At 66.5% G+C, this 15,004-nt stretch carries 16 protein-coding genes and 1 pseudogene; 12 read left to right on the plus strand and 5 right to left on the minus strand.

Going from position 1 to position 15,004, the window contains the following annotated elements; all coding sequences use genetic code 11:
- Window positions 1–19: 19 nt before the first annotated feature.
- The 4 genes and pseudogenes from C449_RS17385 to C449_RS04330 all read left to right on the plus strand — a co-directional run.
- Window positions 20–199 (plus strand): annotated as a pseudogene (locus tag C449_RS17385) (ribonuclease H); the annotation flags it as partial.
- Between the two features lie 167 nt (window positions 200–366).
- A complete protein-coding gene (locus tag C449_RS04320) occupies window positions 367–1,869 on the plus strand; it encodes an alpha,alpha-trehalose-phosphate synthase (UDP-forming) (RefSeq protein WP_006076732.1) in 1,503 nt (500 codons plus the stop codon).
- Window positions 1,859–2,764 carry a trehalose-phosphatase gene (otsB, locus tag C449_RS04325; RefSeq protein WP_006076733.1) on the plus strand — a complete coding sequence of 302 codons (906 nt, stop codon included), beginning with the start codon at window positions 1,859–1,861 and terminating at the stop codon, window positions 2,762–2,764. Before C449_RS04320 ends, otsB begins: the two co-directional genes overlap by 11 nt.
- A 138-nt stretch (window positions 2,765–2,902) precedes the next feature.
- On the plus strand, window positions 2,903–3,106 hold the full coding sequence (locus C449_RS04330; protein ID WP_006076734.1) for a hypothetical protein: 204 nt from the start codon (window positions 2,903–2,905) through the stop codon (window positions 3,104–3,106).
- Window positions 3,107–3,186: 80 nt separating this feature from the next.
- Here C449_RS04330 and trxA read toward each other — a convergent pair whose 3' ends face one another.
- The gene (trxA, locus tag C449_RS04335) at window positions 3,187–3,456 is read right to left on the minus strand and encodes a thioredoxin (RefSeq protein ID WP_006076735.1); all 270 of its coding nucleotides are present in this window, start codon (window positions 3,454–3,456) and stop codon (window positions 3,187–3,189) included.
- A 140-nt stretch (window positions 3,457–3,596) separates the two neighbouring features.
- Here trxA and C449_RS04340 point away from each other — a divergent pair, with 140 nt between their 5' ends.
- From C449_RS04340 to hisE, 4 genes are all read left to right on the plus strand, one after another.
- Complete coding sequence (locus tag C449_RS04340) at window positions 3,597–3,755, plus strand: preprotein translocase subunit Sec61beta (protein WP_006076736.1); 159 nt, start codon at window positions 3,597–3,599, stop codon at window positions 3,753–3,755.
- A gap of 36 nt (window positions 3,756–3,791) precedes the next feature.
- Window positions 3,792–4,382 carry a pyridoxal 5'-phosphate synthase glutaminase subunit PdxT gene (gene pdxT / locus C449_RS04345; protein ID WP_006076737.1) on the plus strand — a complete coding sequence of 197 codons (591 nt, stop codon included), beginning with the start codon at window positions 3,792–3,794 and terminating at the stop codon, window positions 4,380–4,382.
- A gap of 100 nt (window positions 4,383–4,482) precedes the next feature.
- Window positions 4,483–4,944: a bifunctional nuclease family protein gene (locus tag C449_RS04350; protein WP_006076738.1), complete on the plus strand. Its 462-nt coding sequence runs from the start codon at window positions 4,483–4,485 to the stop codon at window positions 4,942–4,944.
- Window positions 4,941–5,264, plus strand: a complete 324-nt coding sequence (gene hisE, locus C449_RS04355) for a phosphoribosyl-ATP diphosphatase (protein WP_006076739.1) — start codon at window positions 4,941–4,943, stop codon at window positions 5,262–5,264. Before C449_RS04350 ends, hisE begins: the two co-directional genes overlap by 4 nt.
- 6 nt (window positions 5,265–5,270) lie before the next feature.
- Here hisE and C449_RS04360 read toward each other — a convergent pair whose 3' ends face one another.
- Entirely contained in the window at window positions 5,271–5,624 is a 354-nt protein-coding gene (locus C449_RS04360; protein ID WP_006076740.1) for a DUF5518 domain-containing protein, read from the minus strand.
- A gap of 125 nt (window positions 5,625–5,749) precedes the next feature.
- On the opposite strand from C449_RS04360, the gene C449_RS04365 reads away from it, so the two are divergent.
- Window positions 5,750–6,697: an NOG1 family protein gene (locus tag C449_RS04365; protein ID WP_006076741.1), complete on the plus strand. Its 948-nt coding sequence runs from the start codon at window positions 5,750–5,752 to the stop codon at window positions 6,695–6,697.
- Window positions 6,698–6,746: 49 nt separating this feature from the next.
- Window positions 6,747–7,124: a DUF7532 family protein gene (locus C449_RS04370; RefSeq protein WP_006076742.1), complete on the plus strand. Its 378-nt coding sequence runs from the start codon at window positions 6,747–6,749 to the stop codon at window positions 7,122–7,124.
- Between the two features lie 17 nt (window positions 7,125–7,141).
- On the opposite strand, the gene C449_RS04375 is transcribed toward C449_RS04370, so the two are convergent.
- Window positions 7,142–8,602 (minus strand): LVIVD repeat-containing protein, encoded by a 1,461-nt coding sequence (locus C449_RS04375; protein ID WP_006076743.1) that lies wholly within the window; start codon window positions 8,600–8,602, stop codon window positions 7,142–7,144.
- Window positions 8,603–8,810: 208 nt separating this feature from the next.
- Window positions 8,811–9,782: an ROK family protein gene (locus C449_RS04380; protein WP_006076744.1), complete on the minus strand. Its 972-nt coding sequence runs from the start codon at window positions 9,780–9,782 to the stop codon at window positions 8,811–8,813.
- A gap of 87 nt (window positions 9,783–9,869) precedes the next feature.
- Here C449_RS04380 and C449_RS04385 point away from each other — a divergent pair, with 87 nt between their 5' ends.
- Together C449_RS04385 and uvrA are read left to right on the plus strand one after the other, a co-directional pair.
- Window positions 9,870–10,607: an SDR family NAD(P)-dependent oxidoreductase gene (locus C449_RS04385; protein ID WP_006076745.1), complete on the plus strand. Its 738-nt coding sequence runs from the start codon at window positions 9,870–9,872 to the stop codon at window positions 10,605–10,607.
- Between the two features lie 151 nt (window positions 10,608–10,758).
- Window positions 10,759–13,701: an excinuclease ABC subunit UvrA gene (uvrA, locus tag C449_RS04390; protein WP_006076746.1), complete on the plus strand. Its 2,943-nt coding sequence runs from the start codon at window positions 10,759–10,761 to the stop codon at window positions 13,699–13,701.
- A 24-nt stretch (window positions 13,702–13,725) separates the two neighbouring features.
- On the opposite strand, the gene C449_RS04395 is transcribed toward uvrA, so the two are convergent.
- Complete coding sequence (locus tag C449_RS04395; protein ID WP_006076747.1) at window positions 13,726–14,886, minus strand: NAD-binding protein; 1,161 nt, start codon at window positions 14,884–14,886, stop codon at window positions 13,726–13,728.
- Between the last annotated feature and the right edge of the window lie 118 nt (window positions 14,887–15,004).

Raw genomic sequence — 15,004 nt, forward strand, 5'->3', positions numbered from 1 at the left:
CCATCAGAGATGTGTATAAGAGACAGGGTTGGCACGCATCCCGAGCGGCGAGAACCCCGCCCATCCGCTCGCCAACGCGCCCGACCAGTACGGCCACGTCAACGACGAGGCCAACCGGTGTGTGCGCCCGGCCCCACGCATCGACCGCCGCGAGGAGGTCCCGCCGCCCTCGCGCGCCGACCGCCCCGCCAGCGATTGAGGCACGGTCGTTTCGCGGTCGGGTCGCCGGCACCGGACCAACGTGGCGACGCCGTCGGTCGTTGGCCCGGCAAATGCAACCCCCGAACACAACCGGGTAGCCCGTGAACCTATAAGAGATGCGACCGAAGGGAGGGACACGAATGCGAACGGGAGTGGTTACATCGCATGGCGGCTGACGCCGGCGGTACGGACGGGACCCCGCCCGTCGCCGACGACCTGATCGTCGTCTCGAACCGCCAGCCGTACACACACAGCTACGAGCACGACGACGCGGGCGAGCGGACCATCAGTGTCAACCGCCCCGCCGGCGGGCTCACGGCCGGACTCGATCCGGTGATGCAGGAGACCGACGGGACGTGGGTCGCGTGGGGTGACGGCGAGGCCGACGCCGACGTCACCGATTCCAATGGCGAGGTCCGGATGCCACCCGAGTCCGAGGCCTACACCCTCAAACGCCTCTGGCTCTCCGAGGAGGAAGTCGAGGGGTACTACTACGGCTACAGCAATCGCGTGCTCTGGCCGCTGTGTCACGGCGGCACGATGAAGACCGAGTACGTCGAGCGCTACTGGCAGCGCTACCAGCAGGTCAACGACCGGTTCGCCGAGGCTGTCGCGGAATCGGCGAGCGACGACCCCCTCGTGTGGTTTCAGGACTACCACTTCACGCTCGCACCGCGTGCGGTGCGCGACGCGCTCGACGACCCGTTCATCATGCACTTCTGGCACATCACGTGGCCAGGCTGGGACACCTTCCGGGCGTGTCCGCAAGGCGAGCAGCTGCTCGAAGGGCTCCTCGGGAACGATCTCTTGGGATTTCACGTCGAGCGCTACTGCGAGAACTTCCTCGACTGCGTGGATCGCGCGCTCGACGACGCCTTCATCGACGAGGACGGTGGTCGGATCAACTACGAGGGCCACACTACTACTGTTCGAGCGTTCCCGCTCGGGATCGACGCCGAATCGATCCGCGAGGAGAGCGCGGCCGCCGATGCGTCGTTCGAGGCCGACATCCGCTCGACGTACGGCATCGGTGCCGACACCACCATGATCGTCGGTGTCGACAGGTTGGATTACACCAAGGGGATCGTCGAGCGCCTCGAAGCGCTCGAACGGCTCTGGGAGATCGAACCCGAGTACCAGGGGACGGTGACGTACGTCCAGAAGGCGAGCGAGAGCCGCTCGCTGATCCCCGATTACCAGGATCTCCAGCAGAACGTCCGGGAGACGATCGAGCGGATCAACGACCGCTTTGGCACCGACGACTGGCAGCCCGTGGTCTACATCGACGAGTTCATCCCCCAATCCGAGCTCTGCGGGCTGTACCGCTACTCCGACGTGATGCTCGTGAGCGCGGTTCGGGACGGGATGAACCTCGTCGCGAAGGAGTACGTCGCGGCGCAGGTCGACGACGACGGCGTGTTGGTGCTCTCGGATCAGGCCGGCGCACACGAGGAGCTCGGCGAACACGCGCTCACGATCAACCCCTACGACACCGAGTCGTTCGCCGACACCATCCAGCAGGCGCTCGCGATGGCTCCCGACGAGCGCCGCAATCGGATGGCCGCGCTCCGCGAACGGGTCGCCTCACACGACCTCTACGCGTGGATGGACGACGTGTTCGAGACCGCCCGCGACCTCCGCGAGCAACGCGATCACGATGGCGGGTGAGTCGACCGGCGGTGATGCGGGGACGGGCAGTGACGGCGAAACTGGCAGCGATGGGAGGCGAGCCGGTGCGGATGGCCCCGACCGCCCGCCGGCGCTGTTCGACGAAACCGGCGAGCCGCTCGCGGCGGTCGCCGATCGGCTCGCCACCGCCGACGGGCTCTTCTTCTGTACGGACTTCGACGGCACGCTTTCGGCCATCGACGAGGATCCCGACGCACCCGAAATCGCGCCCGACAACCGCGAGGCGCTCCGCGAGCTCCGCGATCACGACCGGGTCCGGGTAGCGGTCATCAGCGGCCGGGAGCTCGCCGATCTCCGGCCGCGCGTGGGTATCGAGGGGATCGCGTACGCCGGTAACCACGGGCTCGAAGTCTTCCGGGACGGCGCGACCACCGTCCATCCGGTGGCGAAGAAACGACAGCGCGATCTCGAACGTATCGTCGCCGATCTCGAGGATCGGCTCGCGGACACCGACTGTTTCGTCGAGGACAAATCGGTGAGCGCGACAATCCACTACCGTGCGGCCCCCGAGCGGGCCGAGGCGGTCCACACGGCTGTCGAGGAGACGGTCGAGCGGATCGCGCCGAGCGGGTTCGAGCGCTCGGTCGGCAAGGAGATCGTGGAACTCACGCCGGCGGTCGCGTGGGACAAGGGCGCAGCGCTCTCGCTGTTGACCGCCGAGCAAGACGACTGGCTCCCAGTGTACGTCGGCGACGACACCACCGACGAGGCGGCGTTCCGCGAACTCGGTGAGCGGGGAGTCGGCATCCACGTCGGTGCGGGCGAGGAGACCGCGGCGGACTACCGGATCGACAACCCGCCGGCGGTAGAGCGGCTGCTCGATTGGTTCCACACTGAGGGACTCGCTGCGCTCGATCGATCGTCGTCCGCCTAGGACGGTCCGTCGTCCTCCTCGTCCGCATCCGGTAGACACCCCGAACGGGGAGAATGGCTGCCGTCGGTCGAGCACCGAGTACCTCCACCGGCACACGCCGCCAGGGAACTTATGTCTCCAGCAGTCGTTATCGGTTGTATGGGACTCTCGGACCTACTCACGTCGAAACGATCGGGAATGATCAGCGCGGTCTCGATGGTAGTGGAAGCCGGACTGGCGCTGTACCGTGGCGACAAGAAGATCGCGGCGCTGCTGCTGGGTGCAGCCGCGCTCGCGTACCGCTGGAGTTTCGTCGGGGCGATCGCTGAGATCCTCATCCGGGCGTACCAGCGACTCCGGTAAACACACGCGTCGCTCGTTCTCTAGCTGGCCCATAGAACAGGGGTGGTTCGTGACGACTCAGCGCTCGCCGAGCGGTAGCTCTATGCGCCGGCTTTCTCGATCGCGGTTTCGAGTTCGTCGCGCTGGGTCACGCCGATGAACCGCTCGACGACGCCGTCGTCGTTCTCGATCACGAGCGTCGGGAGCGAGCGCACCTGATACTCGTTGGCGACCTCCTGTTCGGCTTCGACGTCGATCTTCTCGAATTCGACGTCGCCGTTCAGATCCTCTTCCATCTCTTCGAGGATCGGATCCTGTGTCTTGCAGGGGCCACACCAGTCCGCGTAAAAGTCTTTCAACCGGACAGTCATTGGTTCCACTGAAACTACCCGTGCCGCGCGCATAAGCGTTTCCCACCCGTGCGTTCCGGCTGCCCTCGCGTCCGCTCACACGCACCCGACGCCGCGGCGCACGACGAAAGGCTTAGGCCCGCGGCTCGCGGAAGTCGAGTATGAGCAGCGGTCAGAACTCCGGCGGGTTGATGTCGAGTGCGGGCCTGGTCAGGTACTTCGACGCCGAAGACCGCAACGCCATCCGGATCGATCCGAAAACCGTCGTCGCGTTCGGTGTGGCGTTCGGCATCCTGATCCTCGTGTTGAACGTGCTGTAACGCGCCACCGTCCTTTCTGTCTTCCAAACTGTTCCCATGACTCTCACAGCCGGCGTGATCGCGGTTCAGGGCGATTTCCGAGAGCACGCTGCTGCCATCGAACGCGCGGCGCACGCCCACGGCGAGCGTGTCGAGACGGTCGAGATCCACACCGTAGGCACAGTTCCGGAGTGTGACCTCCTCCTCCTTCCCGGGGGTGAATCCACGACCATTTCGGCACACCTCCACCGCGAGGGGATCGCCACAGAAATCGAGGCCCACGTCGCGGCCGGTAAACCTCTACTCGCGACGTGTGCGGGACTGATCGTCGCCGCCGCCGACGCGGGCGACGACCGCGTCGACACGCTCGGACTGATCGACGTCACCGTCGATCGCAACGCGTTCGGCCGCCAGCGTGACAGTTTCGAGACCCACCTCGACGTCACCGGATTGGACGAGCCGTTCCCGGCGGTGTTCATCCGTGCACCGCGGGTTGGGACGGTGGGCGACGCAGAAGTACTCGCGTCGTTCGACGGCCACCCCGTCGCGGTCCGTGACGGACCGGTGATCGGGACCGCGTTCCACCCCGAACTCACCGACGACGCTCGCATCCACGGGCTCGCCTTCTTCGAGACAGTCACGGTTTGAGCGTACTCGCGGCGAGCGGCTACTGTCGGGTACCGATCGAACGGCGAAATTCCACCGCCGGCAGTGACAGACTTTTCATCGCGCGCCACGTCGAAGAGCTATGCACGCCCACATCGACGCGGTCCGTGTCGCGGGCACGCCCTCCGGGCCGGTCCCCGTCGTGCTCCTCGCGAGCGACGGCGAGCCCGATCTCTTGCCGATCTTCATCGGATTCAACGAGGCGACCGCGATCGCCCGCGGTCTCGACGCGGTCGATATCGGCCGCCCGCTGACCCACGACCTCCTGCTCGACGTGGTCGAGGAGCTCGGCGGCCGGGTGGATCGCGTGGTGGTCGACGCCATCGAGGAGAGCGAGGACGGCGGCGGGACCTACACCGCGAACCTCCACCTCGACACGCCGCGCGCGGACGCCGTGATCGACGCTCGGCCGAGCGATTCGCTCGCGCTCGCCGCGCGGACCGGGGCCGACATCGAGATCGATCCCGGTGTGTTCGACGAGGGCGGCCGACCGCGCGAGACCTTCGATGAACTCCAAGACATCCGCGAGGTGGACGAGCTGTGAGCGACGACCAGTCGTCGGCCGCGGACCGGGTGTCGGACGAGCCGGTGCTCGACGAGCTGTTCGCAATCATCGAAGAACGCCGGGACACCCTCCCTGAAGGATCGTACACGGCGTCGCTGTTCACCCACGAGAAAGGCGAGAACGCGGTACTCGAAAAACTGGGGGAAGAGAGCACGGAGCTCGTGCTCGCGGCGAAGGACGACGATCGCGAGGAGCTCCTCCACGAGAGCGCCGACATCGTCTATCACCTGCTCGTGCTGCTCGCGATGAAGGATGCGGACGTGGGCGACCTGCGCGCGGAACTGCGCGAACGACGGTAGCTCCGCTCAGAGAAGTCCGGCGATCGCCCCGCCGAGCGCGCTTTCGAGTCCCGACACGATCGCGATGATCACGCCGACGACGAGCGCGCTGCCGCCGAGCAGTCCACCGAGCGGGCCGCCGGCGATGCCGGCCCCGATCGTGATCGCGATCCCGAGGACGATCGCGAGCACGACTCCACCGATCGATCCCGCGAGCAGGCCGTGCCACGCACCGCTCCCGATACCGCCGCCGGCGACGTAGCCCGCGACGAACCCGGAGACGATCCCGGCGGCGAGCGGGCCGATCCCGATCGGCGCACCGACGATCCCGAGCACGATGTGAACGAGGAATCCGATCCCGACCGCACGCCAGTTCGTCATGGCGGGGAGTAGTCGGCCTCGTGGTAAATCTGTGTCGACGACAGTGAGTGGGAGCAACGAAACCCTTTCCCGGCCGCTCGCCGCCGACTGACGCGTTTTTACGTCCGTACGTGCTATCGGCGGCCATGATTTTCGAGGATCTGCCGACGACGCCCACTGCGGAGGAGCTGATCGACCGGGCGTTCTCGCGGGCGACACGAGCCGGCCGGGCGAAATCCGGGACCGAAGCCCAGCAGTCGATGCTTCAGACCGCGGCGAACGTGCTTTCGGACAATCTCGAACACGTCGTGACGAGCTGGCCCGACTTCGACACCGTCGAGCCGTTTTACTACGAACTCGCCGATTCGCTCGTCGCAGTCGACGAAGTACGGAAGAGTCTCTCCGAGGTGGGATGGGCGAGCCGGAAGACCGACGAGATCAAAAACGAGTACCAGGGCCGACTCCACGGCGACATCGAGACCGCGCGCAAGCTCAGAAAACAGGCGTTCGCGCGGCTCGCGGACGTGGTGGAGGAGGTGGCCGACGACCTTGATCGCCTCGGTGAAGCGCGCGATGACCTCCGCGCACTTCCCGATATCCGCCCCGACGAGCCCACGATCGTGGTCGCGGGCTTTCCGAACGTCGGCAAGTCCTCGTTCGTCAACCACGTCACGAACGCCCGCCACGAGATCGCGTCGTATCCCTTTACCACTACTCGGGTTGGCGTCGGTCACCTCACTCGCGACCACATCCGCTACCAGCTCGTCGACACCCCGGGACTGCTCGATCGCGACTCCGGGAAACGCAATGACATCGAGCTCCAGGCCGAGAGCGCGCTCACCCACGCCGCCGACTGCGTGCTGGTGTTCGTCGACGCGAGCGAGTCGTGTGGCTACCCGCTCGCCGACCAACGTGCGCTCGAAACCGCTGTCCGTGAGCGCTTCGACGTCCCAGTGCTCACGGTGTGTTCGAAGGCCGACCGTTCGCGTGATCTCGACGCCGACCGTTATCTGAGCGTCGAGGCGGGCGAGGGGGTCGAGGAGCTGATCGACGCGGCGGTCGACGCGATCGGCTACGAACCCGAGTTACCCTGACGCCGGCCGCAACCACGAGGCTTTCACCGCCAGCCGCCGAACCGCCGCCATGCATTTCGATCAGCGAACCCAGCGCGCGCTTGCCGACGTGGGACTCTCCTCTGACGAGATTCGTGCGGCGAGCGAGGCAGTCGTCGCGGCCACAGACGACGCTGCCGACGAGCTCGAAGCCTTCTTCGGCGATCTCGATACGGTCTACTCCGACATGGACCAGGCCCACAGCGCGAGCGAGTTCCCCGAGCACGGCGTGGAGTATCTCGACCTGTTCACCCACGCCGACGACATCCGGGGATACCTCCGTTTCTCGACGTGGGGCGTCCCGGTCGAAGGTGGGCGTGTCCTCACCGACGACGTGGTCGAACTCTCGCTCGGGCCCACAGTTCGGGATCGGGTCCGTTTCGCGGCCGACCGCGACACGCTGCGGTAGACGATCACGGCACTTCGCTACCGCGTTTTCGACTCGTCATCCCGACGGAGGTATCGCCACGCCGCGAGGCCGACGCCACCGAGTGCCGCGGGCACGCCGAACCCTGGTCCTGCACCAGCGCTGCCCCCATCGGCAGTTTCATTGCTCGCTGCTTCGGCTCCGCCTGCCGAACCAGTTGCCGTCGGTACGGAGCCGTTCGCGGTCGTCGTGTTGCGGTTCGCTGTTGCGTTGCGGCCCGTTGCGGCTGTTGCGGTCGATTCTGGCACCGGGCCGGCACGATCGGGGAACGTGTAGAGGTACGCCTGCGGGAGTTCGCCATACTGGTTCCAGCTACAGCCCACGAAGAACTCCCCGGGGACCCCGAGCACGGTCGCCCAGAAACTCGTGTCCTGGCTTCGTCGCCAGCGGGCGATCTCCTCGGGGTTCGCGGGATCGCTCACGTCGTGGATCTTCACGCCGCCGCGGTACCACGACGAGTAGAGTCGGCCGTTGGCGAGGTCGAAGTTGTGCGCGGTGGTCCAGAGCCCGCCGTAGCTCGGGGCCGGTGTCGGTGGGGGATCGATCGTGGCGAGCTCTTCGGGATTTTGCGGCGACTCGATGTCCCAGAGTGTGATCCCGCCCGGGCCGCCCTCGCCCTCGACGGCCCACGACTCGACCCCGACGCCCATGACTGCTGCGTCGTCGTCGACGGTAACGTAGTGTGAGTTGCCCGGCGGAACCAGCTGTGCGCGCTGGAGTGCTTCACCCGAGAGCGACGCGAGCTTATCCGGCGGCAGGCCACCAACTCGCGTGATCGCGGTCGGATTCGATGGGTCGCGCACGTCGACCAGCCACGTCCCGGCGTCCCAGTGGGCGATGTAGGCCGTCCCGTCCTGCACCCAGATGTCGTGGACCGTCGCGGGAAACAGGGGAATCTCTCCCCAGTTCGGCTCATTGAGGATCGACCACCGCCCGACACGCTCCGGGTCGTCGTCTTCGATATCGACGATCGTCATCCCGACGGTATCGCCGTCGAACTGCGAGAGATACGCTCGACTATCCGTCAGGAAGGCGTTGTGGATGGCGTAGTCGGTCTCGTGGACCGCGACTCGTTCGGGGTTCGCCGGGTCACTCACGTCGTAGAGCACCATCGCGTTGATCCCCGCACCCGGGTTTGCGGGACCGACGACGATCAGTCGGTCACCAGCGAGTTTGGCGTCGCGGATGTCGCGGAGGGGACCGTTCTCGCGGTCGGCGAGCAGCTCTCGGCGGTCGGCGAGCACCCGCGGATTTTGTGGATCGCTCAGATCGACGACGCCGAATCCGGTCGTGGCGGCGAGAAAGGCCGTCCGGCCGTCGTCGCTCGTGACGACTTCGGTCGCGCCATCGAGCGGAACGCGCCCAAGTGGCTCGTACCTGGATTGGGCGGTCGAGCGCCGGGCGACGGCCGGCAGCGAGAGCGTCCCGGCCGCAGCGTACAGCAGTTCCCGGCGTCGCATACGCGGTGTTCGGTCCGGAACGGGTATGGGTTGTGGTTCCGGCGACTCATTGACTTCCCTCGAACCCGTGACGGAGGCTTTTGCTCGTCCCGCTGGTATTGCGGTCCGCATGGTGAAGATTGCTATCGACGAGGCGGCACAGAGCGAGATCGACGCCGAGATGTGAGCACTCCCACGTCGATCGCCGGCTCGGCGGTTCTACCGGCCCTCACTCGCGGCGATCGGCCGGATCGCCGGTGCCGTCGGTGAGCGCGCTCGCGAGCGCGCCCCGGACTACGACGTCGTCGCCGAACTCGGTGAGTCTGACCTCGGGGACGTTGGTCATCACGAGGTCGTCGAGCCGGTCGCGGATCGGATCGACCACGAGTGCCTCGTTGTTGAGCGCGACCGCCCCACCGACCGAGATCACGAGCGGCGCGTAGGCGTGGACCACGCCCGCCACGCCCATCGCGTTCCACTCCGCGAGGCGATCGACGACCTGTTCGGCGAACGCGTCCTCGCGAGCGTGGGCGAACACGTCGACGGCGTCGAACCCCTCCTCGTCGATCGGGAGGGCGGTCGCGGGTCGGTCGGCGTCGTTCCAGAGCAGCCGTGCGTACGCCGGGATGTTCGACCCCGAGCAGTACGCCTCCCAGTGACCGTCGTGGCCACAGCCACAGGTCAGCCGTCCCGCGGGGTCGACGGCGTAGTGGCCGACCTCGCCCGCGTTGCTGTCCCACCCTTTGAGGACGGAGCCATCGACGGTGACGCCCGCACCGATCCCGCTCGAAATCGTGAGGTAGACCATGTCGTCGGGGTTACGCTCGGCGTGATACCGTTCGCCGATCACGCCCGCGGCGACGTCCTTGTGGAGGTGGATTCGATCCGAGTCCACGAGGTTCGAGATCGGCCCGGTGAGCGGAACGGTGTCGACCGCGATGTTGGTCGGTTCGACGATCCCTTCGGTGGGATCGAGGCGGCCGGCGGCGGCCACACCGACTGCCTCGATCGCCTCCGGAGACGTGTCCGCCGCCAGGCACGCCTCGCGGAGACAGTCGAGTATCGCGTCGGTGACCGGGAGCCCCGTGGAGAGGTCGGGCGGGACCGGCCGCTTGTCGCTGCCATCGATTTTACCGTCGGCGTCGGCGACGACCGCGCGGACGTTCGTCCCCCCGAGATCGACGCCGGCGTACCTCGCCATACGTCGGCAACGACGGTCCTCGTCTTAACTCATCGGCATTGGGATCGCACCGGCGGATGGAAGCCCCCTGGGGACGAACGTGGCCCCATGATCGACCCCGATCTCGCCGGCCGAACGGCGCTCGTCACCGGCAGTGCGAAGGGTGTCGGCCGTGAGCTCCTGCTCGCGCTCGCCGACTGTGGTGCGTCGGTCGCCGTCCACTACAACACCAGCGCCGACGCCGCCGACGATGTGGCCGAACTGGCCCGCGAGCACGACGTCGACGTCACGACTGCACAGGCCGACGTCACCGACCCCGAGGCCGTCGACGACCTCTTTGCCACCGTCGAGGGCGAGTTGGGGAGCGTGGACGTGCTCGTGAACAACGTGGGTGCGTTCGCGCCGACTCACTGGGAGGTGATCGACTTCGAGACGTGGAATCGGGTGCTCGAAACCAACCTGAACGGGACCTACCTCTGTTCGAAGCGCGCGCTGGATGGGATGCGCGCGGCCGAGTGGGGCCGGATCGTCAACGTCGGCTACGCGAGCGCCGACCGACTGCTCGTCAGCCCACAGAACTTCCCCTATTTTGTGGCCAAAGCAGGCGTGTTGATGTTCACTCGGATGCTCGCCGCCGACACCCAAGAGGAGGGGATCACGGTAAACGCGATCTCACCGTACGTGGTCGAGAACTCCGACGTGTTCCCCGACAGCCTGCCTCGTGGACGAGCAGCGAAATTCGAGGACATGGTCCAGGCGATGTGCTTTTTCCTCGAAGCCGACAGCGACTATCTGAGCGGACAGAACGTCGCTGTCGACGGCGGGTGGCGGCCAGAGCGAGTGTAACCTTCGCCACCGAACCGCTCATCGAAAGTGGCGACAGTACGGGAAAGAGAGGCTGTTGGTCGACGTTCGATGAGCGCGAACGAGTCCCCGCAAGCTGCGATTCGGGCCGGGACCGACAGGGTTTCACCGTCCGCGCCCGCATCGAAACCCAATGAGCAAGGACGTTATCGAGGTCCGTGGCGCGGAAGAACACAACCTGAAGGATCTCGACGTCACCATCCCACGCGAGGCGTTCACGGTCGTCACCGGACTCTCCGGTTCGGGGAAATCATCGCTCGCCTTCGAGACCGTCTACGCCGAGGGCCAGCGCCGATATATCGAGAGCCTCTCGGCCTATGCCCGGAACTTCCTCGGCCAGATGGACAAACCCCAGGTCGAGAACGTCGAGGGGCTCTCGCCGGCGATCTCGATCGATCAGAAGAACGCCGCCAACAACCCCCGCTCGACGGTGGGCACAGTTACAGAGCTCCACGACTACCTCCGGCTGCTCTACGCTCGCGTCGGCACGCCGCACTGCCCCGAGTGTGGCCGTGAGGTCGGCGAACAGTCCGCCCAACAGATGGTTCGCCGGATTCTGGAACTCCCCGAGGATACCCGGGCGAAGATCGCCGCACCGGTCGTCCGCGACCAGAAAGGCGCGTTCGAGGACCTGTTCGACGAGCTCGTGAGCGAGGGGTACTCCCGCGTCGAGGTCGACGGCGAAACCTACGATCTCGCGACCGAGCGGCCCGACCTCGACGAGAACTACGATCACACCGTCGACGTGGTGGTCGACCGCGTGAAGGTGAGCGAAGAGGCCCGCTCGCGGATCACCGACAGCGTCGAAACCGCCCTCGAAGAGGCCGACGGTGTGCTCAAAGTGATCCTTCCCGACCCGCCAGCGGACGCCGACATCGGCGGATCGACCGCGCGGGCGACCGGCGATCTCGCGGGGGAGGCTGACGACCGCGCGGTCGTGGAGTTCTCCGAGGCGCTCGCGTGTACCCACTGCGGGATCGACATCTCCGAGATCGAGACTCGATCCTTCTCGTTCAACAGCCCACACGGAGCCTGCCCAGCGTGTGAGGGGATCGGCGAGACCAAGGAGGTCGACGAGGACCTCGTGATCCAGGACCCCGAGAAACCGCTGCGCGAGGTGTTCGAACCGTGGAGCTACTCCCGGTCGTACTACCAGACGCGCCTCGACGCCGTCGCGGCCCACTTCGACGTCTCGCTGGATACGCCGTTCGCCGATCTCGACCCCGACATCCAAGAAGCGTTTCTTTATGGTACGTCCGAGAAGGTGGTCTTCGAACGTCGGACGAAAAACGGCACCCGGCGGAAGGAAAAGCGCTTCGAGGGTGTGATCCCCAACCTCGAACGCCGTCACGTCGAGACCGAGAGTTCGGGGACGCGCGAGCACATCGAGAAGTTCATGGCGACGACGACGTGTCCGGCCTGCGAGGGAACCCGGCTCAAACCCGAGAGTCGGGCGGTGCTGATCGACGACACGCCGATCACCGCGGTCAACCAGCTCTCGATCGGCGACGCGCTCGCGCACTTCGAGGGGATGGAGGCCGACATGACTGAGCGCGAGCGGACCATCGCCGAGGAGATTCTGAAGGAGATCCGCGCCCGGCTCGGGTTCATGTGCGAGGTCGGACTCGAATATCTCACGCTCGATCGTCAGGCGGCGACCCTCTCGGGTGGCGAATCACAGCGTATCCGGCTCGCGACTCAGATCGGTTCCGGACTGGTGGGTGTGCTCTACGTGCTCGACGAGCCCTCGATCGGGCTCCACCAGCGTGACAACGACCGTCTCCTGAACACCTTGGCGGAGCTTCGCGATCTCGGGAACACCCTCCTCGTCGTCGAACACGACGAGGAGACGATGCGCCGAGCCGACGAGGTCATCGACATGGGGCCCGGCCCCGGCAAGCGGGGCGGCGAAGTCGTCGCCCAGGGTCCAGTCGAGGAGATCGAGGCCGCCGACGGCTCGATCACGGGCGACTACCTCAGCGGCCAGAAGGCGATTCCAGTACCCGAGGAGCGCCGCGAACCCGACGGCGAGCTGGTTGTGCGAGGAGCGCGCCAGCACAACCTTGACGATCTCGACGTCTCGATTCCGTTGGGCTGCTTCACGGCGATCACGGGCGTCTCGGGCTCCGGGAAGTCGACCCTGATGCACGACGTGCTCTACAAAGGCCTCGTCCGCGAGATGAACGACAACCGCTCCGTCGATCCCGGCGAGCACGACGCCATCGAGTACGACGGGATCGAGACCGTCCGACTGATCGATCAATCGCCGATCGGTCGGACGCCGCGCTCGAACCCCGCGACCTACACTGGCGTATTCGACTACGTCCGAAAGCGCTTTGCCGAGACCAAACTCGCCAAACAGCGCGGCTACGAGAAGGGTCGCTTCTCCTTCAACGTCAAGGGCGGCCGGTGTGAGGCCTGCGGCGGTCAGGGCACGGTCAAGATCGAGATGAACTTCCTCTCGGACGTGCACGTCCCCTGCGAGGAGTGTGGCGGCGCGCGCTACAACGACGAGACCCTCGACGTGACGTTCAAGGGGAAAACCATCGCGGACGTGCTCGATATGTCGGTCGAGGAGGCCTACGAGTTCTTCGAAGCTGACACCCGGCTCGAACGCCGGCTCCAGCTGCTTCGGGATGTCGGTCTGGGCTACATGCGACTCGGCCAGCCCTCGACAACCCTCTCCGGTGGCGAGGCCCAGCGCGTCAAGCTCGCCGAAGAGTTGGGGAAGAAACAGACCGGCGACACACTCTACCTCCTCGACGAGCCGACGACGGGGCTGCACTCCGCCGACGAACGCAAGCTCATCGACGTGCTCCAGCGCCTCGTCGACAACGGTAACACCGTCGTGGTGGTCGAACACGAACTCGATCTCGTGAAGAACGCGGACCACGTGCTCGACCTCGGACCCGAGGGCGGCGAGCACGGCGGCGAGGTCGTCGCGGCGGACACGCCCGAGGCGCTGACTGAAATCGATGACTCCCACACCGGGCGGTACCTCCGCGACCTGCTGCCTGGCGTCGATTTGGAGGGGCCGCGTGCGGAGCGGCGTGTCGGGGCCGCCGGCGACGACTGACGTTCACGTGGGTTCCGCCGCCGATCACTCTTCGACGAGTTGCGCCACGGCGTCGTAAACGTCGCTCCGATCCAGCGCGGAGCGCACGAGCAGCCGACCGCCGATGCTCGCCGGACTGATCACCGTGTCGGCTCCTGCGCGTTCGAGCTTCGGGACGTTCTCGCGGTCGGTCGCGGCCGCGACGATGTACACCTCGTCGTTCAGGTCCCGCGCCGTCAGCACCGCGAGCGCGTCCTTGGCGTCGTCGTCGGTCGCGACCACGACCGCCCGTGCGTCGTCGATGCGGGCGTGCTGGAGTGGTTCCTCGTCGCTCGGGTTCGCGGTGAGGACGTCGACGCCGCGATCCGATAGTGCCGACGCTTGCTCGGAATCCGGCGTGATGACGAGGAATTCGGCGGCGTCGGTGAGTTCCGTGACTACGGGTTCGGTGAGGTCGCCGTAACCGAGCACGAGCACGTGATCCTCGAGGAGTTCGAGTTGACCCCCGCTCATGCGTCCGAGTGCCCGCGAGAACCGCGCTTCGATCGCGGGGCCCAGCAGCGTCCCGAGCGCGAGCGCGAAGCTGCTGGCCCCGAGGAGCACGACCGAGATGCCGAACAGCCGCGCTGCCTGGCTCGTCGGCACCGCGTCGCCGTAGCCGACCGTGCTCGCGGTCGCGATCGTGTAGTAGAACGCGTCGATCGGGGTGTCGATAGTGGTGAAGTCTTCACGAAGCGTGTACGCGCCCACCGTCCCATAAACCTGTGTGGCGACGAGCGCGGCCCCGGCAGCCAGCTGGGACGTCGAGACCGAAAGCTCCCGGTCGAACCGTGCGGCGTTCGCGAGCACCACCGGCAGCGTCACGATCGAGAGCACGACGAGCGGCACCGACAGCGAACTCGACTGGAGCAGTCCCTGGAGCGCACCCATCGGGAGGAGGATGGTCGTCGCGTACCACGCGACACGCAGTCGTCGCCGGAGCCCGAGCGCGCTCACGACGAGCAGAAAGCCGGTGAGTGCGCCCGTGAAACCGGCGGTTCGCTGTATCCACTCCGGAACGAATTGTCCGAGCGGGCCGACGACGCTCCGCGCACCGATGTTCGCGACCCCGGTCGCTACCGACAGCGCGGCGACGGTCGCGGCGAGGAGGACCGTGAGCCGGCCGCCGTGGCGCTGCCAGTACGAACGAAGCGGCGTGCTGTCCACTCGCGTTGCTACCAGGCCACATCGATAAAACTGGACCGATGCCGCGCCGTGGTCCCATTCCGTCCGTCCCATCCGCTCGTTCGTCGATCCGCGAACACCAGAATCGCGGCGTTTGGGC

This window comes from Halococcus saccharolyticus DSM 5350 (assembly GCF_000336915.1).
In the GTDB taxonomy this organism is placed as follows: Archaea; Halobacteriota; Halobacteria; order Halobacteriales; family Halococcaceae; genus Halococcus; species Halococcus saccharolyticus.